Raw genomic sequence first — 21569 nt, forward strand, 5'->3', positions numbered from 1 at the left:
CATATTCATGTTTTGAGGGGGCGCCGGCTGATCGTCCGGCGATTTTTGGGGCGCGCAGCGCTGGGCCACGTATGCCTTGGCTGCGACAGGGGGACGACAGGGCAATGAGCCTGCAAAGCATGACCGGTTTTGCGCGGTCCGCCGCCGAAAGCGAGGGCACCTCGATCGCCTGGGAGGTGAAATCGGTGAACGGCAAGAGCGCCGAGGTGAGGCTGAGGTTGCCGCAGGGGTTCGACCGGCTGGAGACCGCTGTCCGGCAGACCATCCAGAAGCGCTTCGCGCGTGGCAATTTCCAGGCGACGTTGAGCGTCGGCCGCGCCGTTGCAAGGCAAACCCAGCCGGTGGTCAACGAGGCGTTCCTCAAGGACCTTGCGGGGCTCGCCAAGCGCTTGCAGGAGCAGTTCGGCACCCACCCCGCCACCGCCGACGGCCTGCTCTCCCTGCGCGGGGTGCTCGACGTCCCGGAGGCCGTCGAGACCGATGAGGAACGGGCCGCTCTCGATGCCGCGATCGTGTCGGCGCTCGAGGCAGCGCTCGCCGGCCTCGAGCAGGCGCGCCGCGGTGAGGGCGCAGCGCTTGGCGCGCTGCTTTCCGGCCATGTCGACGCCATCGAGGCGCTGACGCTGAAGGCCGAAGCCGACTCCTCGCGCGAGCCCGCCGCGATCCGCGAGCGCATCGCCGAGCAGGTGCGCCTCCTGATGGATGCTTCGGCCAATCTCGATGCCGCCCGGCTGCACCAGGAAGCGGCCTTCCTCGCCACCAAGGCCGACATCCGCGAGGAGATCGACCGGCTGAAGACACATGTCGCTTCGGCGCGGGCGCTGCTCAAAAGCGGCGGCGCCGTTGGCCGCAAGCTCGATTTTCTGGCACAGGAATTCAATCGCGAATCGAATACCTTATGCTCCAAGTCGAACGCCGCCGCGGTCACCGCGATCGGGCTGGAGCTCAAGGCGGTGGTCGACCAGTTTCGCGAGCAGGTCCAGAATCTGGAGTGACGGGAATGGTTGCCAAGGAACCGACGGCTGCCAGGGATTTGGGATCCCGCATCCGCCGCCGCGGATTGATGCTGGTGCTGTCGTCGCCGTCGGGCGCCGGCAAGTCGACGATCGCGCGCAATCTTCTGGAAAGCGATGGAAGCCTCGAGCTTTCGGTCTCCGTCACGACAAGGCCACGCCGCGGTTCGGAGATCGAAGGCGTCCACTATCATTTCCGCACCATGCGCGAGTTCGAGCGGCTGCGCGATTCCGACGCGCTGCTCGAATGGGCCGAAGTGCACGGCAATTGCTATGCGACACCGCGCGAGCCGGCGGAAATCGCGCTGGCCGAAGGCCGCGACATGCTCTTCGACATCGACTGGCAGGGTGCCCAGCAGCTCAAGGAGAAGATGCGCGCCGACATCGTCTCGATCTTCATCCTGCCGCCTTCGATGAAGGAATTGAAGGCGCGCCTGAAGCGCCGCGCCGAGGACCAGGAATCGGTCATCGAAACCAGGCTGAAGAACGCTCGCCTCGAGATCGAGCATTGGAAGGAATACGACTTCGTCATCGTCAACGACGATCTCGACCGCGCCTTCGCCGAGGTCCGCGCCATCGTCACGGCGGAACGGCTTCGGCGCGACAGGCGGCCGGGCCTGTTCGATTTCATTTCGGGATTGCTGGACGAGAAGACGGGGTAAGGCAGCAGCTCGTTGGCACCTTGGACCAAACAAGCCTCATCAGCTGCCCGGTAGCTCATCTGGCCAACGTTGTGCGCCGTGAAGCGCGCGCAGAATTCGAACGGCATTCTCGGTCACTTGATAGGCGGCGATATACGGGGTTCCGACGATGACAAGCTCTCGGATTTGCGCAAGCCTGCCGGGCCGGCCGCTCTCGGGAAAGTCCTGAAGGCGGCTTGTCGCCGTGATTATCCGCTCGTCTATCGCGATTGCGGCCATAGGATTTTCGGCCTCGATATGCGTGAATATCCCGTCGCGATCCGAAAGCGCCAGGACTGACCAGACGATCCTCAAGATTTAGCGTTACCGGCCTTGCGACGCGCCGCCGCGCGTCGCTTGGCAAAATGCGCCTCAACTTGTTCGCCCGAAATGTCTGGTCGGGTGTCGTCGATTGCTTCGCGCACTTTTGCGCGAAACCACGCATCGTGCGCCTCACTCGTTGCGAGCAGATCGATAGGCAACGCGCCCTCGTTGGCGGTTCGGGTAAGAAGTATACGGACTGCATCCGAAACCGTGAGGCCCATGCTTTCGAGCACCGCGGAGGCCCGATCCCGGATTTCGGCGTCGATACGCGTCTGGACAAGTGCGTTCGTTGGCATGGCAACCTCCTTTGCCGTATTGTAATGCATTTGAATGACGATTGCCAGCGCAGCCTTCCTTTCCCGTCCACCGAAAAAGAACTACATCGCGTTCGTCAGCCTGACGAACTCCTCCACGCTGAGCGTTTCGGCCCGCCGCGTCGGGTCGATGCCGGCACGCGTGAGCAAGGCTTCGCCGCCCAGGCTCTTCACGCTTTGCCTGAGCATCTTGCGGCGCTGGCCGAAGGCCGCCTCGGTGACGCGGCCGAGCTTTTTACCGTCCACGGGGAGGGGAGACTGCCGTGGCACCAGATGCACCACGGAGGAAGTGACCTTCGGCGGCGGTGTGAATGCCTGCGGCGGCACGTCGAAGGCGATCCTCGCCTCGGTGCGCCAGCCGGCCAGCACGCCGAGCCGGCCATAGGCGTCGCTGCCCGGATCCGCGGTGATGCGTTCCGCCACCTCGCGCTGGAACATCAGCGTCATCGATTGGTAGAAGGGGGGCCACTCGGCCACCGTCAGCCAGCGGATCAGAAGCTCGGTGCCGATGTTGTAGGGCAGATTGGCGACGATCTTCACCGACCCACCGTTCGCCGTGCCGGCAAGTGCTGCAAAATCCGTTTTCAGAGCATCGCCGGCAATGACCTCGAGGCGGCCGGGATAGTGGCTGGAGACCTCGGCCAGCGCTTCCAGGCAGCGCTCGTCGCGCTCGATGGCGATCACGCGCCGCGCGCCGTTGAAGAGCAGCGCCCGCGTTAGCCCGCCTGGGCCGGGACCGACCTCGATCACCGTCGCCTCGCCGAGATCGCCGGCCGCGCGCGCGATCTTGCCTGTCAGGTTCAGGTCGAGCAGGAAATTCTGCCCAAGCGCCTTCTTGGCCTGCAGGCCGTGCCGCTCGATCACCTCGCGCAGCGGCGGCAACCCGTCGATCGTGGTGCGTCCGCTCAATGGATCCTCACGCGGCCGCCATCTGCCGGCCGCTGTCGGCGAGCCGGCGCGCCAGCCTCAGCGCGGCGATCAGGCTGTCGGCGCGCGCGATACCTTTGCCGGCGATGTCGAAGGCCGTGCCATGGTCGGGCGAGGTGCGGATGAAAGGCAGGCCCAGCGTCACGTTCACCGCTTCGTCGAAGGCCAAAGTCTTGGCCGGTATCAGCGCCTGGTCGTGATACATGCACAGCGCAGCGTCATAGGCGGCGCGCGCCCGCGAATGGAACATCGTGTCGGCCGGCAGCGGTCCGATCGCGTCGATGCCTTCCGCTTTCAACATCTCGACGGCCGGGGCGACGATGGCAATGTCCTCCAGGCCCATGGCGCCGCCTTCGCCGGCATGCGGGTTGAGCCCGGCGATCGCAAGCCTGGGCCGCGAGATGCCGAAACGGCTCTTGAGATCGGCGGCGGTGATGCGCGCGGTGGCAATGATCAGTTCCGTCGTCAGTACCTTTGGCACGTCGGCCAAGGCGATGTGGATGGTCACGGGGACGGTGCGCAGATCCGGTCCGGCCAGCAGCATTACCGGCGTCACGTCGCTGCCGGTGTGGCGCGAGGCCAGATGCGCCAGATATTCGGTGTGGCCGGGAAAGCCGAATCCGGCATCATAGAGCGGCTTCTTGGCGATCGGGCAGGTGACCACAGCGGCGGCGCGGCCGGCCAGACAGTCGGCGACGGCGCGGTCGATGGCCTCGATCGTGCCGGCGGCGTTGGCCGGATCCGGTTGTCCCGGGCTGTCGACGTGGCGCGCCTCGAGCGGCACGACAGGCAGAGCCCGGGCAAAGTGATGCGCCGCCTGTCCCGGCAGCGTCTCGGCAATCGTGATGTTCGCGCCGACGAGGCGGGCGCGGGCTTCGATCAGCGCGGGGTCGGCGATGAGATAGAAGGGCGGCACGTCGGCACTGTCGCCTGCCTGCCAGGCGGCGATGGCGATTTCGGGCCCGATGCCCGAGGGGTCGCCGACGCTGAGCGCAAGCGGGGCATCGGTCTTCTGCACACTCATGCCAGTTCGCGGATCAGGCCGCTCATGGCTTGGGCGAACTTGCTGCTGTGTCGAGACACGCTTGTCGCTCTAGCGCTCGACGATCTTGGCCTTCTGGCGCAATTCGGCGACATACTTCTTGCTGAGTTCTTCGGCGTCCTTGTCGCTGCTGCCTTCGGCCTGGAACACCGTCTGCGCGGCCTTGTCGTCGGAAACCTCGCGCGAGGAGCAGATGCCGATGAATTCGACGCCGCGCTCTGTCTCGCGGGTCGGCGTCGCGCCGCCGGCCTTGGTCGCCTTGATCTGCTCGGCCCAGTCGGACGGCAATTGCGGCGCCAGAAACCGGCCGAGATCGCGCACGGTGACGTCGAGCAAGCCCTTGGCAAACTCGCGCGTGGTGTTGCAGCCGTTGAAGCGGGCGCGCATGGCGTCCGCTTCGCGCTTGCGTTTGGCGAGCGTGGCGGCGCGCTCCGATGCCGGCACCACGAAGATCACCTGCTGCAGCATGTATTCCGTCGCGGTCGGCTTGGCGCCGCCCTTGTCGAGCATGCGCCGCACGGCGTCCTGCTCGGTCACCGAGCCGCCTTCGCCGGAGCGGTAGCGTGCGCTGAGCGCCTGGTTCCAGGCCATCTGGGCGCGGATGAATTCCTTGAAATGCTCCTTGGTGACGCCCGATTGCGCCATGATCGCGTCCAGTTTCGCCAGCGGCATCTTGTTGCCTGAGGCAAAGCGCTGGTAGGCAGCGTCGACCTGCTGATCGCTGATGCGGATGCCGAGCCGCTTGGCCTCCGCCAGCCGCAGCGTCTGGTCGATCATCTCCTCCTTGGCATCGCCCTTCTTGTGCTGCAGCTTGAAGAAGGCGGCCCGGTGCGCGATGTCGCCGGAGGTGATCGGTATGCCGTTGACGACATACTTGATCTCAGCGGCGAAAGCGGGCTGCACGGCAGCCGTGACCGAAACCGAGGCCGCCGCCACCAGAAGCGCGAATCCCGCTGAAAACAGGTATTTCCTCATCTTGCCTTCCCAATTTTTCCCCACCACGACGGCATCGCGCGTCCTCCGAACGCCTGCACGATGCAGTCGACCCCATGCCCGTCCTATGCGGCGAAACGATGTCGCCGGCGCATGACGCCGAGAATCGAGCCTATACTCAAGGGATCGCGCGTCAAATCAAGGCCCAAGCACCATGAGCGCCCGGAACGGCGCACGGCTCCGAGTCCATGCGCGCAGTCGTGGTCACTGAATGGTATCGACCGAGCTTGTTGACGAGCCGAAATCGCCGAGCGTGCGGAACGACAGGTTGAAACCGATGTTCTGCGACACTTCCTTGGTGACGGTGTCACGCGTCTGCGAATACGTCATGATGTAAGTGAAGCAGGAATCGTTATAGGCGAACCCGACACCGTCCTTGACCAGCACATTTGTCTCGATGTCGTAGGTACCGGTGCCGAACAGCCGCCAGTTCTGCGCCAGATGCGTCGAGGCGCCGAGCGTGAGCTCGTGACGGTCGGTGGTGAAGCCATAGAGCGGCTGCGCCTCGATGAAGGCATATTTGGCGCTGAGCGATATCGGCAGGCTGGAATAGGCAGCCTTCACTTCGGCGCGCCTGACCTCCCAAGTCTGCTCGTCGAAACGACTGCTCAGCGAGCCGGAGAAACCGCTTGGGCTGTTGAAACCGACCAGGCCGACATAGTCCGAGGTCCGCTTATCCAGGCCGGACTCGGCCCCGACATTCACGAGATCGGGTGCGGCAAAGGAGTTTTCGCCGGCAAGCTGGTAGGACTGACCGAAAATAGCGTTCGTGGCCCAGCCATTGTCATAGGCGCCCGAGTAACGGAAGCCGACATTGGCGCGCGTGCCGCCTTCGATGCGGTCATAGCCCGAGAATTTATCACGCTCGAACAGCGTGGTGGCATCGAAGACGAAGCTCTGCGCGTCTTCGTTGGGAATGGCCAGCCCGCCGACATATTGCTCGTTCGGACGCACGAAGACCTGCGCCGTCGGCTCCAGGATATGGCTGGAGCTGGGCATCGAGAACAGCAGCGGCCAACGCGCCTCGAGGCCAAGGGTGGCCATGTAGCGGGCAAGCGACGAGCGCATGTCGACGTCCTGGCCGAGATTCGTCGCCATCTGGTTGACGGCATCGAGCGAAGCCGAATTGGCGTTGACATAGCCGGTGTCGCCACGCAACGCGAGCAATGGCGTCAATTGCAGGCCGCCATCGGTGGTGAAGGTGCGCTTCCATTCGGCTTCCGCGCTCAGCCGGCTCGACTCGCCTTCGATACCGCGCACATTGTTGATGGAATCGGGATTCTTGATATCCGCGAGCACGGCGTCCAGCCGGTTGCGGCTGATCACGCGTGCGTTGACGTTGAACGACAGCTGGCCGCCGGCCACCGACGTGTCCGGGATATAGGCGTAGTCGAGCGACGGCAGCACCCAGGGCTGCTTGGCGGCGCGCGCCGTCGGGTCGCTGGAGAGCGTGTCTTCCTGCACCTCGAAGCGCATGGCGCGGACGTCGAAATAATTGCGGTCGCTCAAGCCCGTCAGATAGATCGACGACTGGTGGACGAGATCGCTGTAGCCGTCGATGTTGTAGGTGCGCGAGAATTCCTTGTCGGTCTGCAACAGCACGTCCCAGCCGAAATTCCAGCGCTCGTTGATGGCGAACTGGCCCTTGGTGCCCATCATGCCGCGGAACTTGTTCGGATCGTTGGGTGCGCCGGAATTCACATTATGGCCGGCGGAATCGATGAACGCGTCGGGATCCTGCTGGTTGATGCCGGCGATCTTCAGCGTGTACTGGCCGTTGTTGAAGCGCTGGCGCCACTCGGCCTCGCCGAGGAAGCCTTGCTTGGTATAGCCGCTGCCGGTGACGGTCAGGTCATAGGTCGGAGACAGGGCGAAATAATAGGGGACTTTGACGCCGACGCCGAGATGGTTGTTGTAGACGATGCCGGGGATCAGGAAGCCGCTCTTGCGCTTCACCGTCGGGTCGGCGATCTCGAAGGCCGGCAGGTAGGCAAGCGGGAAGCCGAAGAATTCGAAATTCGAGTTCTCGAAGCGGACCGTCTTCTTCTCGCCGTTCCAGATGATCTTTCGCGCCTTGACGCGCCAGGTCGGCGCTTTGTCGGGCTTGTCCTCGCAAGGTTCGCAGGCGGTGTAGACGCCGTTGTGGAAAGTGGTGAGCACGCCGCCCATGCGCTCGGCGCTCTCGGCGGCGAAATAAGCCTTGTCGATCGTCTCGACGCGCAGCGCGTTGAGAAAACCGTCGGCGAAATCGTCGGTGATGTCGATATGGTCGGAATTGACCTTGGTGCCGTCGCTGTTGATCAGCTCGACGGCGCCGCTGGCAACGAGGCGCTTGGTGTCGCGGTTGTACACCACACGCTGGGCGACCAGCTTGTTGCCGCCATAGTCGATCTGCACGCCGCCGACGGCCGTCACCGTATGCTTGTCGTTGTCATAGACGAGCGTATCGGCGGCCAGCAGCATCTGCGTGCCGGAAGGGACGGACTTGGCAGCGATGGTCTGCGCCAGAGCGGGTGCCGTCGGCACCGCACAGGCGAACAGACATGCCAAGGCGGTCGCCCCATAGAGGCGTGCCAAACCGGCCTGCCTATGGCTGCGCAAAACCGCCTCCCTCACTAGCCGTCTTCCTTGTATAGCAGAAACGTCACCCCAAAGAACATAGCCACGACAACCGGAACCCATGCAGCCACCACTGTAGGCACGAATCCGGCGACACCGAATGCCTTGACCAGTACCGAAACGACATAAAGCAGAAAGCCGGCCACGACGCCACCCAGAATCATCGTTGCCGACTGCCCCATTCGCGCAAATCGCATTGAAACCGTTGCAGCAATCAGCGTCATGGCGACGAGAAGGAACGGCAGCGCCACCAGCGAATCAAACTGCATGGCGAAGGCATTCGCCTTGAGCCCGAAGGAGCGGGCAACCTCGATCTTGCGCGGCAGTTCGTAAAAGGGGATGGTTTCCGGGCGCGCCAGGCGCTCCTGCACGAATTCCGGCTTGAGGTTGGTCGGCACCTTGTCGGAGGCCAGCGCCTGGATATTGCCCCCCTTGAAGACCTTGACGTCCTGCAAGTCCCAGTAGCCGTCGCGCAGGAAGGCCTTGGCGGCATCCTTGCGTTCGGTGATGTTGCCCTGCGGGTCGAGGATGAAAAACACCGCATCCGCCATCTCCAACCCCTGGTTGAGGATGGCGCGGGCGCCGATGATGGTGTCGCCTGATTCGGTCTTTTGCCGGAGCCACGGCGTGACGTTGGTGGTGACGGCGTTCGATTTGCCGGCCCGCAGGTCGTTCTCCATCTGCTCGGACCAGGAAAAGCCATGCGCGGCGATCGGGTTGATGACGGCGACCGACAGCACGCCGAACATCAGTGCGCCGACGCAGCAGGGGAACAGGAACTGCCAGGCAGAGACGCCGGCCGAGCGCGCGATGACCAGCTCATAGCGGCGGTTGAGCGACACCAGCGTCGCCATCGCCGAGAACAGCCCGACGAACGGCACGGTCTGCAGCATGATCATCGGCATCCTGAGCGCCGAAATGGCGAAGGCTATGCCGTAGGTGAAGCCGGGCAGCCCGGTCGTGCGGCCGGAAAGCTCGGTGAAATCGATCAGGAACACCAGCGCCAGCAGGCCCAGGAAGAACCAGAAGGTAATCGAGACGTAGCGGAAGAAGAAATAGCGGCCCAGCGTCCAGCCCATGGTCAGGCTCCCTGGCCGGAAGTGCGCCGGGCGAGCCAGAGCTTGAATGCCGTCCAATTGTCGCCGGTGCGCTTGGCAAGGTTCGTCAGCCAGTCGGCCCAACTGACCGGCAATTCCATGGTGCGCGAGGAGACGATGAACCAGACCGAGACCGCCGAGGCGACGATCGGTATGCCGTAGAGCAGGTAGACATAGTACCAGACCCTGTCGGCCTTGCCTGCAGCGAAGAAGCCCAGCCATCGCACGAACAGCGCGATCGCGATTGCCGTGATCAGCGGATTGATGCGCGCCTCCCGGTGCGAGCGCGCATCGCCGGCAACCGCAAGCGCGATCAGCGCGAACACCAGCGAATAGGACCATTCGGCGAAACGCTGGTTGAGCTCCGCCCGGTAGCTGCCCGGTTCGCGCTGGAACATCTTGTCGTTGGGATCCGGGTTGAGCAGATAGGTCGTCGTCCGGTCCTTGGGCAACAGCGTGATGTCGTTCGCCGCCGACAGGAAGGCCGACATGTCGAAGGCGTAAGAGGTGAAGCGGATGACGGAGAGGTCGCCGGTCACCGATTTGCGGTTGATGACGCCGTCATTCATCATCAGCACCTTCTCGTCGCCTTTTTCGACGATGCTGCCGGTCTTGGCGTAATAGGTGAGGCTGGCCCCTTCCTCGCGCGAATCGGCGACGAAGATGCCGCCGAGCCTGTTGCCGGGAAGCCGTTCCCCGACCTGCAGGTAAAGGCCCTCGTCGATCTTGCGGAACGTGCCTTCCTGGATGATCAGCGAGACAAGGTCGGCGCGCGAAGCCGCCACCAGTTGCCGGTTCTTCTGCCTGGCATAGGGGTCGATCGCGTTGTCGACGATGAAGGAAAAGGCGCAGGCAAACGCCGCGAGCAGCAGGATCGGCCGCGCGATCGTCCAGCGCGAGGCGCCCGCCGCGCTGAGCACCGCCAGCTCCGAATCGGTGTTCATCGCGCTCAGCGTCTGCGCCACCGCCACCACCAGGGCGAACGGCACCACGATCGGGATGATGGAGGGGATGATGAGCGCCGCGACCTCGAAGAAGGTCAGCGCCGACTGGCCGTTGTCGGTGACGAGGTCGATCTTGGCCAGCACCTGCGTCGTCCACACGATCGCCAGCGTCCAGACCAGCGATGCGAGGAACATCGTCAGCGCGCGGCGCATGATGTAGCGTTCAACGACCTTCATGAAGGCTTTTCTCGATTTTGCCGAACGGCATCATGCCCGCCGACAAGGTAGTCATCCGGCGGCGCCCGTACAACTGGCTCATAGGCGGCTCGCTCCGGTTTGTCGCCCCACGCCACATACTTCGGCGTGGCGGAGTCTCCGCGCCAATGGATAAGAAATGCAAAACATCGATGGTTAACAGCAGGTTGCGGCAGCAAGCTGAGGTCGTGCCGAGGCGAATCCTTTGTCTATCGTGGCGCCGATATAGACTGCGATTTCGGCCAAAGTCTTGCCAAATGGCGCAAAACGACCAAATGTCGCGCACGCTTGCCAAACCTCTCGCTCGCTGAAAATTACCTTTGCCGGCACCTTACGGCCATTCCCCGAAAGTAGGACCTGATGACGTCGAGACCTTCCATTTCTTTCGCCAAGTTCGCTGCGCCGAAGAAGGGCAGCGTTTTCGTCTTCGCCGCCGGCGGCGGCGGGCTCGGCGAGGCGGCGAAAGCCTGCGATCCGGCCGGTTCGCTGGCTCGCGCCTTTCCGGTCGCGGATTTTTCCGGCAAGTTCGCAAGCTCGGCCGAGGTGCTGGCGCCGGAAGGGGTTTCGGTCGACCGGCTGGTGGCGATCGGCGCCGGCAAGGTCTCGAGCCTCGACGACAATGCCTGGCTGAAGCTCGGCGGCGCCGTTGCCGCTTCGCTGCGCAAGGCGACCGAGGTAGCTGTGGTCCTCGATCTGCCGGACCTGCAGCCTGACGGCCGACAGGCGGCAAGCCTTGCCGCCGGCATCCTGCTGCGCAGCTATTCCTTCGACAAGTACAAGACCAGGAAAGACAAGGAAGACGGGCAATCCGATTCAAAGGGGGCTGACGCCAAGGGAGCGGCGGCCAGGAAGGCCGAGGCGGCCAAGCCTGCCAGGATAACCATCCATTGCGCCGACCCCGCGGCCGCGAAGAAGGCGTTTGCCGGCGATGAGGCGGTGGTCGACGGGGTGCTGTTGGCGCGCGATCTGGTCAACGAGCCGGCCAATGCGCTTGGTCCTGTCGAATTCGCCGAGCGCGTCAAGGTGCTGGAGCAGCTCGGTGTCGAGGTCGAGATCCTCGCCGAAAAGGAGATGAAGAAGCTCGGCATGGGCTCGCTGCTCGGCGTAGCCCAAGGCTCGCCGCGCGGCGCCCGCTTGGCGGTGATGCGCTGGAACGGCGGCAAGGCCAAGGACGCGCCGCTCGCCTTCATCGGCAAGGGCGTCACCTTCGACACCGGCGGCAATTCGATGAAGCCGGCCTCCGGCATGGAAGACATGAAGGGCGACATGGGCGGCGCGGCCGCCGTCACCGGGCTGATGCATGCGCTGGCCGCGCGCAAGGCCAAGGCCAACGTGGTCGGTGTCATCGGCCTGGTCGAGAACGCCGTCGACGGCCACGCCCAGCGCCCCGGCGACATCGTCAGCTCGATGTCGGGCCAGACCATCGAAGTCTTGAACACCGACGCGGAAGGCCGCCTCGTGCTCGCCGACGCGCTCTGGTACGCCAACGACCGTTTCAAGCCGAAGTTCATGATCAACCTGGCGACGCTCACCGGCGCCATCATGGTGGCGCTCGGCCAGCACTATGCCGGCTTGTTCTCCAACAATGACGAGCTGGCCGGCCGGCTTTTCGGCGCCGGCCAGGCATCCCAGGAGCGGTTGTGGCGCATGCCGCTCGGGCCGGAATACGACAAGCTGATCGATTCCAAGAACGCCGACATGAAGAACATCGGCGGCCGCTATGGCGGCGCCATCATCGCCGCGCAGTTCCTGCAGCGCTTCGTCAAGGACACGCCTTGGGCGCATCTCGACATTGCCGGCACCGCGATGGGCGCGCCGTCGAGCGAGATCAACCAGTCCTGGGGCTCCGGCTTCGGCGTCAGGCTGCTCGATAGGCTGGTGCGCGATCATTACGAAGGGTAGGGGATGGCCGACATCCTGTTCTACCATCTGACGGAATCGACGCTCGAGGAGGCGCTGCCGGGCCTGCTCGAGCGCAGCATCGAGCGTGGCTGGCGCGCGGTGGTGCAGACCGGCACGGAAGAGCGCCGCGACGCGCTCGACCAGCATCTGTGGATTTTCCGCGACGATTCCTTCCTGGCGCATGCCACCGACCGCGAGGCCTATCCGGCCGAACAGCCCGTCCTGCTCACCACGGGCGAGAGCAACCAGAACGCCGCGCAGATACGCTTCCTGGTCGACGGCGCCAGCCCGCCCGAGCTATCGGGTTACGAGCGCGCCGTTTTCCTGTTCGACGGCCATGACGCGGCACAGCTCGAAGCCGCGCGCGGCCATTGGAAGACGATGAAGGAAGCCGGCCACGCCGTCACCTACTGGCAGCAGTCGCCCGATCGGCGCTGGGAGCGCAAGGCTTAGCTCGGCCTGCAATCGCCTTCTCCTCAAGTACCTACCGCCCGTTTAAGGAAATTCGCCAACCGGTCGATGGCGAGGATCAGGTTCCCGCCGTAAAGGACTGAGAACATAAAACCCCGACGAAAGGGGCCTGAAAGAGCAACGCACTAAAGATCGCGAAAGCAACATATTGCGGCGTTGCTGCTCTCTCTTTTCTGTACAGTCCATATCCTGCGCAGCCTTGGCCATCACGCTGGATCCGCACTATAGATAGGCCAAGCTCATGCGGCGGGGGGAGAATGCGGATCAGGATCGTCGGAACCGGCAGGGCGGTACCGGCCGAGCGCCTCACCACGCGCGCGCTGGAAGAGAAGCTGAGCCTCGGCGAGGGCGCGCTTGAGACCGTCACCGGTGTCGTCGAGCGCTATGTCTGCAACGACGAATCGCAAATCGATCTCGCCTTTGCCGCGGCCACGCTTGCGCTTGCCGATGCCGGCCTTGATCCCGGCACCGTGGACCTGATCATCGGCGGCTGCGGCGTGCCATACCAGCCGCTGCCGGCGACCGCGCCGCTGGTCATGCAGCGCCTTGGGCTGGCGGACGGCTCGGCCGCCGCTTTCGACGTCAACAGCACTTGCCTCGGCTTCCTTACCGCCTTCGAGACCGCCGGCCGCATGATCGAGGCGGGGCAATGCGAGACGGCGCTGGTATTTTCATCCGAGGTCGCCTCGCGCGCTTTGCCGTGGCAGGACGCGCCGGAGATCGCAGCGCTCTTCGGCGACGGCGCCGCTGCGGCCGTGTTGCGCAAGGCCGAGCCCGGCGAGGGCAAGGTGGCGGCGAGCCTGATGCGCACCTATCCGTCGGGCTGGGAGGCCTGCGGCATCGGTTCGGGCGGCACGCGCTTCGATTTCCGCAAGGAGCAGGAAGCGTTCGCCGCGCACAGCCTGTTCCACATGGATGGCAAGGAACTGTTCCGGCTCACCGCGCGCTATTTCAACGGCTTCGTCGCCGCTCTGCTCGAACGCGCCGGCTGGCGGCATGACGATGTCGACCTCGTCGTGCCGCATCAGGCAAGCCCCTTCGCGCTCGCGCACATGGCGCGCCAGACCGGCTTCGCGCCGGAAAGACTGGTCGACATCTCGGCTCGCTTCGGCAACCAGATCGCGGCCTCCATTCCCTTCGCGCTGGACGTCGCGCGCCGCGAGGGCCGCGTGACACCGGGCAAGAAGCTGCTCTTCCTCGGCACGTCGGCCGGCGTCTCCTTCGGCGGCATGGCGCTGGAGGTCTGAGGCATGGCCGTGCTCGTCACCGGCGCCAGCGGCTTCCTCGGCTCCCATGTGCTCGAGCGGCTGGCCGCGTCCGGCACGCTGGCGCTCGGGCTCGGCCGCGACGAGGCGCGCTGCGCCGCGCTCGAAGCCGCCGGTCATCGCATCATCCGCCACGACCTCGCGCAGCCGCTCGATGGGACGGTCGACCCGAGGCTCGGCAGGGTCGAGCGGATCATCCATTGCGCGGCGCTCTCTTCGCCCTTCGGCCGCCTCGTGGATTTCGTGGCGGCAAATGTCACGGCGACGCGGAACCTTGTCGACTTCGCCGGGCGGCAGGGCGTCAGCCGTTTCGTCCACATCTCCAGCCCGTCCGTATGCTTTGCCTTCCGCGACCAGCTTGGGCTCAGCGAGGACATGGCTTTGCCGGAGCCCGTCAATCACTATGCCCGCACCAAGCGCGAGGCCGAGACGGTCGTGCTTGGCCAGCCCGCCATCCATCCGGTGGTGCTGCGGCCGCGCGGCATCTATGGCAAGGGCGATCGGGTGCTGCTGCCGCGTCTGATCAAGGCAGCAGAAAGCCGGCCTTTACCGCTGTTTCGCGATGGCCGGGCGGCGATCGACCTCACCCATGTCGACGATGTAGTCGACGCGGTGATGGCGGCGCTTGCCGTATCGGCCAAGGCGGAAGGGGAAGTGTTCAACATTTCCGGCGGCGAGGTGCTGCCGGTCCGCCGCATCGCCGACGAGGCCTGCGGCCGCGCTGGTCTCAAGGCGCGCTGGCGGCCGACGCCGCTCATGCCGGCGATGCTGGCGGCGGGCCTGATGGAAGCGGTGGCGCTTCGGTTGCCCGGCCGGCCCGAGCCGCCAGTCACCCGCTATGGGCTCGGCCTCTTCGCCTATGCGCAAAGCCTCGACCTTTCCAAGGCGAAGCGGATGCTCGGCTGGGCGCCGAAAATCTCGTTCGAACAAGGGTTTGACCGTACGTTTTCCGGCGGGGCCGGGCCATGAGGATCGTCTTCGCCAACAGCGCCTGGGTGAGCGCGGCCGAGCGGCTGATCCTGCGCGGCGGCGGCTGGCAAAGCGTCAGGCTGCGCGTTCGCTACGGGCTGATCTTTCACGCCGTTGCCGGCCCGGTGCTGATCGATACCGGCTACACGCCGGAGGCGCTTGTTGGGGACAGTCGCGGCCGGATGCTGCGGCTCTACGGTGCGCTGCTGAAACCGCAGCTCAACACTGCCGAGCAGGTCCTGCCGGTGCTCAAGCGTTTCGGCCTGTCGCCCGATGACATCCGCACAATCATCGTCACGCATTTCCATGCCGACCATATTTCGGGCCTGTCGCTGTTCCGCAACGCGCGCCTCATCGCCAGCGACGCCGCCTGGGCGCGGGTCAAGGCGCGCGGCCTCAAGCAAAACCTGCGCCATGGCGTCTTCACCGAACTCTTCCCTCCGGATTTCGAAGCGAGGCTGGAAGGCATCTCCGCGAAACCGCGCGTCGCGCCGCAGGGCGACATCCCGGGCGGCGCCGATCTCTTCGGCGACGGCAGCGTGATCGCGGTCGATCTTCCTGGCCATGCCGATGGCCAATTCGGCCTGCTGTTGAATAGGCTGGACCGCCCGCTGCTCTACGCCGTCGATGTGCAATGGCTGCTCACGGCCTTGACCGAAAACCGCACGCCCGGCTTCCCGGCCACGATGATCGCCGAGGACGCCGCGGCGCTCGAGCCGACCAGCGCCATGCTGCGCCGCTTCATGGCCGCCGGCGGCGAGGTGATGCTCTGCCACGATCCCGTACCGACGCCTTATGACCTCGCGCCGGAGGCTGCATGAACAGGCTGGCGGAAGCGGCAGGGTCCTTCGCCCTGACACGCTGGGTCTCGCGCAAGACCCGGCCCGATTTCGAGCGCTGGCAGGCGGCCGCCTTGCGGCGCTTCCTCGACCGCGACCTGCCGCGCGCGCCTTTCTATCGCCACGCACCGGACCGGCTTGCCGACCTGCCAGTGACCGACAAAGCGCTGCTGATGGCGCGCTTCGACGAATTCAACGTCCACGGTCTCACCGCCGCGCAAGCCCGGGCGGCCCTGGAGCGTGACGGCTGCGCGGGATCGCTCACTGTCGGCGCCAGCACCGGAACATCGGGCAATCGCGGCCTGTTCGTGATTTCCGAGGCCGAGAAATACCGTTGGCTGGGCACGATCCTCGCCAAGGCGACGCCCGATCTTCTATGGCGCGGCATGCGCGTCGCCGTCATCCTGCCGCAGAACACCGGGCTCTATGACAGCGCCCGCAAATCGCGCCTGATCAAGCTCGCCTTCTTCGATCTGGCGAACGGGCCGGAAAGCTGGCGCGGCGCGCTCGAAGCCTTCGACCCGACAATCATCATCGCGCCGCCAAAAATGCTTCGGCATTTCGCGGCCGAGAACTTCCGGCTCCGGCCGAGGCGTGTCTTTTCCGCGGCGGAAACGCTGGATCCGGTCGACCGTCCGGTTATCGAGGATTTCTTCCGGCTGCCGCTCGATCAGATCTACATGGCGACCGAAGGCCTGTTCGCGGTGACCTGCCGGCAGGGCGGGCTGCATCTTGTCGAAGACTCCGTCTTCTTCGAATTCGAGCCGGCGGGCGAGGGGTTGGTGACGCCGCTGGTGACGGCCTTTCGCCGCCAAACCCAGATCATGGCACGCTACAGGATGAACGACCTATTGCGCTTGTCCAAAGAACCTTGCCGCTGCGGTTCGCCGCTGCGCTGCGTCGATGAGATCGTCGGCCGCATGGACGATGTCTTCCGGCTCACTTCGCCAGACGGCCCGATGCTCGTCACGCCCGATGTGCTGCGCAACGCCGTGCTCAAGGCCGACCACCGCATCGACGATTTCCGCCTCGTCCAGACCGGGCCTGACGGGGTTGAGCTCAGGCTTCCGCCGACGCTGGCAGACGACGCGGCGGCCGCCGCACATCAAGCAGTGCAAGCGTTGCTGGACGCGCGAAAGGCGGCCGCCACCGTGACGCTCATCCGCGCGCCGCTGCCGCTGGAGACAGGCCGCAAGCTGCGCCGCGTCGAATGCCGCCTGGAGCCGGCGCGATGAGCGGCGCGGCGACGATGGAAAGGCCTGCGCAGCAGGCCGACCGGGTCGAGAACAAGCCGGCAAAGGTCGAGGCTTTTGTGAGGCTTTTCAACGAGATGCCGGTGCGCGATCTCATCGCCAACCTCAAGACGAAAGTCGAGACTTTCGAGGTCGCCGGCCGGGCTTTTCCGCTGACGCTGAACGACGCCGATGAAGCGCCCAACTGCTATATCTGCTGTCCGAGCAGCGCCTATATCGACTATGCGATGGACGAGACGCGCAACTTCGCCGCCCACCCGCTGCTGCGACGCGCATTGAACGCACTGATCAGGGCCTGCGCGCCGCTGCTCAGGGCAAGCGGCCTCGACCGTCAGGCGCAGGTCAACAACTGGCTCTATTCGACCAATCCGGTGCCGCTGCTCGACCGGCGGACGGCCGCGTCGCTGCGCGCCGACCTGACCGCGCGTTTCCCCGATCGCTCCATCGTCATCCGCTCGTTGAACGACGTCGCCGATCCGGCGACCATTGCCGCTTTGAAGGCCGAAGGGTTCCGAATGCTGGCGGCACGCCAGATCTATATCTTCGCCGACCGCAGCGCGACGCCCGCGCTGACGCGAGACATGAAGCGCGATCGCGCCCGCCTGCGCGCAACACCGTTCGAGCGGGTCGGCAATGGCGATTTCACCGAGGCCGACTATGCACGCGCCGAGCAGCTCTACGATTTGCTCTACCTCGACAAATACACGCCGCTCAATCCGCACTACACAGCGCGCTACATCGCAGAGATGCACCGGCGCGGCATCATCAGCCTGGCGGGGCTGCGCAGGCCGGGCGGCGAGCTCGTCGCCATCACCGGCCTGTTCGAAAACGGCGGCACGCTGACCCAGCCGATCGTCGGCTACGACACAGCCCTGCCGGTGGCCGATGGGCTTTATCGCATGATGATGGCGGTGGCGCAGGATCACGCCACGGCGCGCGGCCTGTTCTTCAACATGAGCGCGGGTGCTGCCGATTTCAAACAGCGGCGCGGCGCGGTCGCCGCGATCGAATACAACGCCGTCTATGCCGGGCATCTTGCGCGCCGCCGGCGCCTGGCGATCCGCGTCATGGAGACGGTGCTGGCGCTGGTAGGCATTCCGCTGCTCAGGAGGTTCGAATTGTGAGCGAGCGTCGTGGGGAGGATCATTGGCAGGCGGTGGCGCTGTCCGCGGAGGTCGGCAAGCGGCCGAAGCGCATCCTGTTCGATGGCGAGCCGGTGGTGTTGTTCCGTTCGGCGCAAGGCATTGCAGCGCTTTTCGACCGCTGTCCGCACCGGCTGGTCGAGCTGTCGACCGGCAAGGTCGTCGGCGGTGAGATCGAGTGCCCTTATCACGGCTGGCGCTATGACGGCGAAGGCCGCTGCACCGCCATTCCTGGTCATGTCGGCGCCATGCCGCATTACCGGGTCCGCCGCTACGCGGCGATCGAGCGCGACGGCGTGGTCTTCATCTCGTCCGGCACGCCACGGGGCGAACCTTACCTGCACTGCATGCAGGGCTGGGACATCATCGTGCGGCGGGTGCGTTCATCGACGCAGTCGACGGTGATCGACGCGGCGGAAAACATCCTCGATGCCACCCACACCCATTTCACCCATAAGGGCCTGCTGCGCGGCTTGACCTCCAAGCGCCATCTGGTGCGGGTCGAGGTGACCGGCGGCGAGGGCTGGGTCGAGGCGAGCTACACCGGCGAGGACCGCCAGCAGGGCCTGATCAGCCGGCTCCTGGAAGGCGAGCGCGCAAGGACCATCGGCCGCTTTCGCCATCCCGGCATCGCCGAGCTGGAATATTGGGGCAAGGACGGGCTGGTCTTGGCCACCACCTTCCATCTTCGCCAGGCCGACGAGCGCACCGTCGAGGGTGTCGGCTGGCTGATCGGCCGGCGCCAGGGTCTGCTCGGCGAGCTGAAGGCGCTGGCCTTCAAGCCGCTGTTCACTATCGCGCTGCATCAGGACCGCCGCGTGCTGAAATCGGCCAGTGACAACGCTCGGCTGCCGCCGCAAGCCCTGCCGGTCATCGGGCCGCTGGATTTCCTGCGCCGCGATATCGCGGCGATCATGGAAGGCAAGATGCCGGCGGCTGCTGGTGGGGTGAGGGTGCACCAGATCGAGTTGTAGTTTTCGTTCTCGATATGGTTAGGTCGGGTTCCTTCACACCCCCCTCCGCCCTGCCGGGCATCTCCCCCGCAAGGGGGGAGATTGGATGTCGCGACCGCTTTCGCCAATCATCGAGGTTGCAGGAAAGGTGCTGCCGGTGGATCTGCTGATCTCCCCCCTCGCGGGCAGGCCAGAGGGGGGTGCTGTCCCGCCGGCGTTTGGAATGGAGGCGGCTTAGGCTAGGCCGGCCCGTTCCACTCGATATCGCGCGTGGACGCCGCTTGCAGGCTGATACGCTCGCGCCACGCCACGCGCGCGATCTCCGCCAGTGCCGGCCACTGCGCCCTTACCGGGGCTGAATCTCCCGGCCAGTCGAGCAACTCTTCGCCCTCGCGCATTGCTTGGCGAAAGCGGGCGAGCGCTCTCGAACGCAGCGCCGCCGGCAGTCCGTAAATCCACATCGCAAGCCTCACTGTTTGCGGGGCGGTGACGTCGGGCGCGACTTCTGCTCCATCGCCAAGCACAGCATCGGTAAACCGCGCCGGATCGCGGAAGAAATGCAGGCCGCTGACCGCGCGCGGATTGCATTCGAGCGGCAGCACCCGGCCGCCCGGTTCGCGCATCAGGTCGAAGGAGATCTGCCCGGTCCATGCGGTACCGGCGACGATGCGCTCGACCAGATCGCGCGCCGCGTCATCCTCGATCCGCTCGAAGAAGATGCCGGCGCCCTTGCCGGCGCGATAGAGCGAGCGGTAGAGCGCAAGCGCCTTGAGCCTGCCGTCGCGCGCCACCGCATAGGCGCTGATCTCCTCGCCCTCGACAAAACGCTGCGCCACCCAGGGCATGGCGGGCGAGGGTGTGATCGCATCGAGGAAATCGGGCGTCGGGCGCAGCAGCACATGGCTGGCAAAGCGCGACCAGACCGGCTTGAAGACGAGCATGCGCGAGCGGGCACGCACCGCCTCCAGGTCGTCGCGGGAATTGAGAAGCGTGGTCTCCGGCACCGGCAGGCCAAGCCGTTCAGCCAGCCGGATGAAGCTGTGCTTGTCGTGGACCTCCGCCAGCAACCCGATATCGGGTGCGAACAAAAGCGCCGGCATGGTCCTGTTGCGCCAGGCAAGCGCAAGGTGAAAGACTTCCTCGCAGGTCGGGATGACGAGGCTGATGCCCTCGGCCCGGATCAGCGCCTCCACCGCCTCGCGGTAGACCTGCGGCTCGAAGCGCGGCGGCGGCAATCGATGATAGCGCGCGCAGGTCTTGCTCGCCGCCGCGATCGGCCGCGCCGGCGTGTCGGCCAGGATCACCCTATGCCCGGCGCCATGGAGAAGGCGCGCCAGATGCAACGCCACCGGCGCGCGAGCCCCGGTTATCAGGATGGATCCGTCAGTCCCCGGCATCGCTCATTTTCGGTCGTTCCCGTCGCAGGGACCGTTGCGCGAAATCAATGCGATTGGCAATGCGGCCAATGCCGGCCAGCCTGACCGGTCACTTCCGGCGCGTCCTCGGTTTTTCAACAACCGCCGGCTTGCTCGGCCAGTGCCAGCCGTCGCCCTCGCCATGCGCGGGCTGCGGCCGCGCCACATAGGCGAGCGCGCCGTTGGTCTCGAGATAGACGCGCGACAGCATTTCGGCGAGCACGCCCGACGTCACCGCCTGCAGCCCGGCAATCACCAGGAAGAAGCCGGTGATCAGCATCGGCCTCGTGCCGATGTCCTGCCCCCAGAAAACCTTGATCGCGAACAGATAGGCAAGGATCAGCGAGCCGAGCACGCCGAGCACGATGCCGATGCCGCCGAAGAAATGGCCGGGCCGCGTGCGGTAGCGCAGGAAGAAGAACATGAAGACGAGGTCGAGCACCACGCGGAAGGTGCGCGAGATGCCGTATTTCGACTGGCCGTGGATGCGGGCGTGGTGCGTCACCACTTCCTGGGCGATGCGGCGCGGCGTCGTCACCGTCGCCAGCCACGCCGGGATGAAGCGGTGCATCTCGCCGTAGAGCCGCACGCTGCGGATGACGCTGCCGCGGAACACCTTCAGGCTGCAGCCATAATCCTTGAGCTGCACCCCGGTGACGCGCGCGATCAGCCTGTTGGCGATGCGAGAGGGCAGGCGGCGCACCCAGAAACCCTCCTTGCGGTCCTTGCGCCAGCCGGCGACGAGATCGAGATCCTCGGTCAGCAGGCGATAGACCATGCGCGGAATGTCGAACGGATCGTTCTGCAGGTCGCCGTCGAGCGTCGCGATGACATCGCCGCGCGCGGCGTCGAGGCCGGCCTGCATGGCGGCGGTTTGCTTGTAATTGCGCACCAGCTCCACGCCGTGCACATGGGGCCCGTATTGAGCCGCCAGCCGGCGGATCTCGACGGGCGTGGCGTCGGTGCTGCCGTCGTCCACCAGCACCACTTCCCAGGGCTGGCTGTAATTCTCCATCGCCTGATGGATGCGGACCAGCAGCGGCTCGACATTGTCGGCTTCGTTGTACATCGGGATGACGATGGAGAGCTTGTGCTCGGGCATCACGGCGCCCTCGGGCAATCCCGATGCGGGGATGGGAAGCACGTTCATGG

General features: G+C 65.4%; 20 protein-coding genes. 10 read left to right on the forward strand and 10 right to left on the reverse strand.

The window, feature by feature from the left end:
• Positions 1 to 104 precede the first annotated feature (104 nt).
• The gene (locus LB572_RS19440; protein ID WP_224668844.1) at positions 105 to 995 is read left to right on the forward strand and encodes a YicC/YloC family endoribonuclease; all 891 of its coding nucleotides are present in this window, start codon (positions 105 to 107) and stop codon (positions 993 to 995) included.
• A 5-nt stretch (positions 996 to 1000) separates the two neighbouring features.
• The gene (gene gmk, locus LB572_RS19445; RefSeq protein WP_095767013.1) at positions 1001 to 1675 is read left to right on the forward strand and encodes a guanylate kinase; all 675 of its coding nucleotides are present in this window, start codon (positions 1001 to 1003) and stop codon (positions 1673 to 1675) included.
• A gap of 39 nt (positions 1676 to 1714) precedes the next feature.
• Here gmk and LB572_RS19450 read toward each other — a convergent pair whose 3' ends face one another.
• From LB572_RS19450 to lptF, 8 genes are all read right to left on the reverse strand, one after another.
• Complete coding sequence (locus tag LB572_RS19450) at positions 1715 to 2008, reverse strand: type II toxin-antitoxin system RelE/ParE family toxin (protein ID WP_224668845.1); 294 nt, start codon at positions 2006 to 2008, stop codon at positions 1715 to 1717.
• The gene (locus tag LB572_RS19455; protein ID WP_140806536.1) at positions 2005 to 2313 is read right to left on the reverse strand and encodes a type II toxin-antitoxin system RelB/DinJ family antitoxin; all 309 of its coding nucleotides are present in this window, start codon (positions 2311 to 2313) and stop codon (positions 2005 to 2007) included. The genes LB572_RS19450 and LB572_RS19455 overlap by 4 nt, the downstream gene beginning before the upstream one ends.
• A gap of 81 nt (positions 2314 to 2394) precedes the next feature.
• Positions 2395 to 3240: a 16S rRNA (adenine(1518)-N(6)/adenine(1519)-N(6))-dimethyltransferase RsmA gene (gene rsmA, locus LB572_RS19460; RefSeq protein ID WP_224668846.1), complete on the reverse strand. Its 846-nt coding sequence runs from the start codon at positions 3238 to 3240 to the stop codon at positions 2395 to 2397.
• 7 nt (positions 3241 to 3247) lie between these two features.
• Positions 3248 to 4282: a 4-hydroxythreonine-4-phosphate dehydrogenase PdxA gene (pdxA, locus tag LB572_RS19465; RefSeq protein WP_224668847.1), complete on the reverse strand. Its 1035-nt coding sequence runs from the start codon at positions 4280 to 4282 to the stop codon at positions 3248 to 3250.
• A gap of 69 nt (positions 4283 to 4351) precedes the next feature.
• Positions 4352 to 5275 carry a peptidylprolyl isomerase gene (locus tag LB572_RS19470; protein ID WP_140806555.1) on the reverse strand — a complete coding sequence of 308 codons (924 nt, stop codon included), beginning with the start codon at positions 5273 to 5275 and terminating at the stop codon, positions 4352 to 4354.
• 222 nt (positions 5276 to 5497) lie between these two features.
• The gene (locus tag LB572_RS19475; RefSeq protein WP_224668848.1) at positions 5498 to 7909 is read right to left on the reverse strand and encodes an LPS-assembly protein LptD; all 2412 of its coding nucleotides are present in this window, start codon (positions 7907 to 7909) and stop codon (positions 5498 to 5500) included.
• Positions 7909 to 8991 carry an LPS export ABC transporter permease LptG gene (lptG, locus tag LB572_RS19480; protein ID WP_140807470.1) on the reverse strand — a complete coding sequence of 361 codons (1083 nt, stop codon included), beginning with the start codon at positions 8989 to 8991 and terminating at the stop codon, positions 7909 to 7911. The genes LB572_RS19475 and lptG overlap by 1 nt, the downstream gene beginning before the upstream one ends.
• A 2-nt stretch (positions 8992 to 8993) precedes the next feature.
• Entirely contained in the window at positions 8994 to 10190 is a 1197-nt protein-coding gene (lptF, locus tag LB572_RS19485; RefSeq protein ID WP_224668849.1) for an LPS export ABC transporter permease LptF, read from the reverse strand.
• A 378-nt stretch (positions 10191 to 10568) separates the two neighbouring features.
• Here lptF and LB572_RS19490 point away from each other — a divergent pair, with 378 nt between their 5' ends.
• The 8 genes from LB572_RS19490 (at position 10569) to LB572_RS19525 (ending at position 19023) form a co-directional block, all read left to right on the forward strand.
• Positions 10569 to 12110, forward strand: a complete 1542-nt coding sequence (locus tag LB572_RS19490) for a leucyl aminopeptidase (RefSeq protein WP_224668850.1) — start codon at positions 10569 to 10571, stop codon at positions 12108 to 12110.
• 3 nt (positions 12111 to 12113) lie between these two features.
• The gene (locus LB572_RS19495; RefSeq protein ID WP_224668851.1) at positions 12114 to 12563 is read left to right on the forward strand and encodes a DNA polymerase III subunit chi; all 450 of its coding nucleotides are present in this window, start codon (positions 12114 to 12116) and stop codon (positions 12561 to 12563) included.
• 275 nt (positions 12564 to 12838) lie between these two features.
• A complete protein-coding gene (locus LB572_RS19500) occupies positions 12839 to 13828 on the forward strand; it encodes a 3-oxoacyl-ACP synthase III family protein (protein ID WP_224668852.1) in 990 nt (329 codons plus the stop codon).
• Between the two features lie 3 nt (positions 13829 to 13831).
• Positions 13832 to 14815 carry an NAD-dependent epimerase/dehydratase family protein gene (locus tag LB572_RS19505; RefSeq protein ID WP_224668853.1) on the forward strand — a complete coding sequence of 328 codons (984 nt, stop codon included), beginning with the start codon at positions 13832 to 13834 and terminating at the stop codon, positions 14813 to 14815.
• Positions 14812 to 15636: an MBL fold metallo-hydrolase gene (locus tag LB572_RS19510; RefSeq protein ID WP_224668854.1), complete on the forward strand. Its 825-nt coding sequence runs from the start codon at positions 14812 to 14814 to the stop codon at positions 15634 to 15636. The genes LB572_RS19505 and LB572_RS19510 overlap by 4 nt, the downstream gene beginning before the upstream one ends.
• A complete protein-coding gene (locus LB572_RS19515; RefSeq protein WP_224668855.1) occupies positions 15633 to 16889 on the forward strand; it encodes a F390 synthetase-related protein in 1257 nt (418 codons plus the stop codon). The genes LB572_RS19510 and LB572_RS19515 overlap by 4 nt, the downstream gene beginning before the upstream one ends.
• Positions 16886 to 18031 carry a GNAT family N-acetyltransferase gene (locus LB572_RS19520; RefSeq protein WP_224668856.1) on the forward strand — a complete coding sequence of 382 codons (1146 nt, stop codon included), beginning with the start codon at positions 16886 to 16888 and terminating at the stop codon, positions 18029 to 18031. The genes LB572_RS19515 and LB572_RS19520 overlap by 4 nt, the downstream gene beginning before the upstream one ends.
• Complete coding sequence (locus tag LB572_RS19525) at positions 18028 to 19023, forward strand: Rieske 2Fe-2S domain-containing protein (protein WP_224668857.1); 996 nt, start codon at positions 18028 to 18030, stop codon at positions 19021 to 19023. Before LB572_RS19520 ends, LB572_RS19525 begins: the two co-directional genes overlap by 4 nt.
• Positions 19024 to 19241: 218 nt before the next feature.
• Here LB572_RS19525 and LB572_RS19530 read toward each other — a convergent pair whose 3' ends face one another.
• Both LB572_RS19530 and LB572_RS19535 read right to left on the reverse strand, forming a co-directional pair.
• A complete protein-coding gene (locus LB572_RS19530) occupies positions 19242 to 20399 on the reverse strand; it encodes a hypothetical protein (RefSeq protein WP_224668858.1) in 1158 nt (385 codons plus the stop codon).
• Between the two features lie 88 nt (positions 20400 to 20487).
• Entirely contained in the window at positions 20488 to 21567 is a 1080-nt protein-coding gene (locus tag LB572_RS19535; RefSeq protein WP_224668859.1) for a glycosyltransferase family 2 protein, read from the reverse strand.
• Between the last annotated feature and the right edge of the window lie 2 nt (positions 21568 to 21569).

Source organism: Mesorhizobium sp. BH1-1-5 (assembly GCF_020165615.1).
Classification (GTDB): Bacteria; Pseudomonadota; Alphaproteobacteria; order Rhizobiales; family Rhizobiaceae; genus Mesorhizobium.

What these genes read in the sequence shown, in the direction of transcription:
- LB572_RS19510 (WP_224668854.1), top strand. Translation starts at nt 14,812, where the DNA reads ATGAGGATCGTCTTCGCCAACAGCGCCTGGGTGAGCGCGGCCGAGCGG.
- lptG (WP_140807470.1), bottom strand. Translation starts at nt 8,991, where the DNA reads ATGGGCTGGACGCTGGGCCGCTATTTCTTCTTCCGCTACGTCTCGATT.
- LB572_RS19455 (WP_140806536.1), bottom strand. Translation starts at nt 2,313, where the DNA reads ATGCCAACGAACGCACTTGTCCAGACGCGTATCGACGCCGAAATCCGG.
- gmk (WP_095767013.1), top strand. Translation starts at nt 1,001, where the DNA reads ATGGTTGCCAAGGAACCGACGGCTGCCAGGGATTTGGGATCCCGCATC.
- lptF (WP_224668849.1), bottom strand. Translation starts at nt 10,190, where the DNA reads ATGAAGGTCGTTGAACGCTACATCATGCGCCGCGCGCTGACGATGTTC.
- LB572_RS19515 (WP_224668855.1), top strand. Translation starts at nt 15,633, where the DNA reads ATGAACAGGCTGGCGGAAGCGGCAGGGTCCTTCGCCCTGACACGCTGG.
- LB572_RS19520 (WP_224668856.1), top strand. Translation starts at nt 16,886, where the DNA reads ATGAGCGGCGCGGCGACGATGGAAAGGCCTGCGCAGCAGGCCGACCGG.
- LB572_RS19440 (WP_224668844.1), top strand. Translation starts at nt 105, where the DNA reads ATGAGCCTGCAAAGCATGACCGGTTTTGCGCGGTCCGCCGCCGAAAGC.
- LB572_RS19535 (WP_224668859.1), bottom strand. Translation starts at nt 21,567, where the DNA reads ATGAACGTGCTTCCCATCCCCGCATCGGGATTGCCCGAGGGCGCCGTG.
- LB572_RS19495 (WP_224668851.1), top strand. Translation starts at nt 12,114, where the DNA reads ATGGCCGACATCCTGTTCTACCATCTGACGGAATCGACGCTCGAGGAG.
- LB572_RS19505 (WP_224668853.1), top strand. Translation starts at nt 13,832, where the DNA reads ATGGCCGTGCTCGTCACCGGCGCCAGCGGCTTCCTCGGCTCCCATGTG.
- pdxA (WP_224668847.1), bottom strand. Translation starts at nt 4,282, where the DNA reads ATGAGTGTGCAGAAGACCGATGCCCCGCTTGCGCTCAGCGTCGGCGAC.
- LB572_RS19500 (WP_224668852.1), top strand. Translation starts at nt 12,839, where the DNA reads ATGCGGATCAGGATCGTCGGAACCGGCAGGGCGGTACCGGCCGAGCGC.
- LB572_RS19490 (WP_224668850.1), top strand. Translation starts at nt 10,569, where the DNA reads ATGACGTCGAGACCTTCCATTTCTTTCGCCAAGTTCGCTGCGCCGAAG.
- LB572_RS19530 (WP_224668858.1), bottom strand. Translation starts at nt 20,399, where the DNA reads ATGCCGGGGACTGACGGATCCATCCTGATAACCGGGGCTCGCGCGCCG.
- LB572_RS19470 (WP_140806555.1), bottom strand. Translation starts at nt 5,275, where the DNA reads ATGAGGAAATACCTGTTTTCAGCGGGATTCGCGCTTCTGGTGGCGGCG.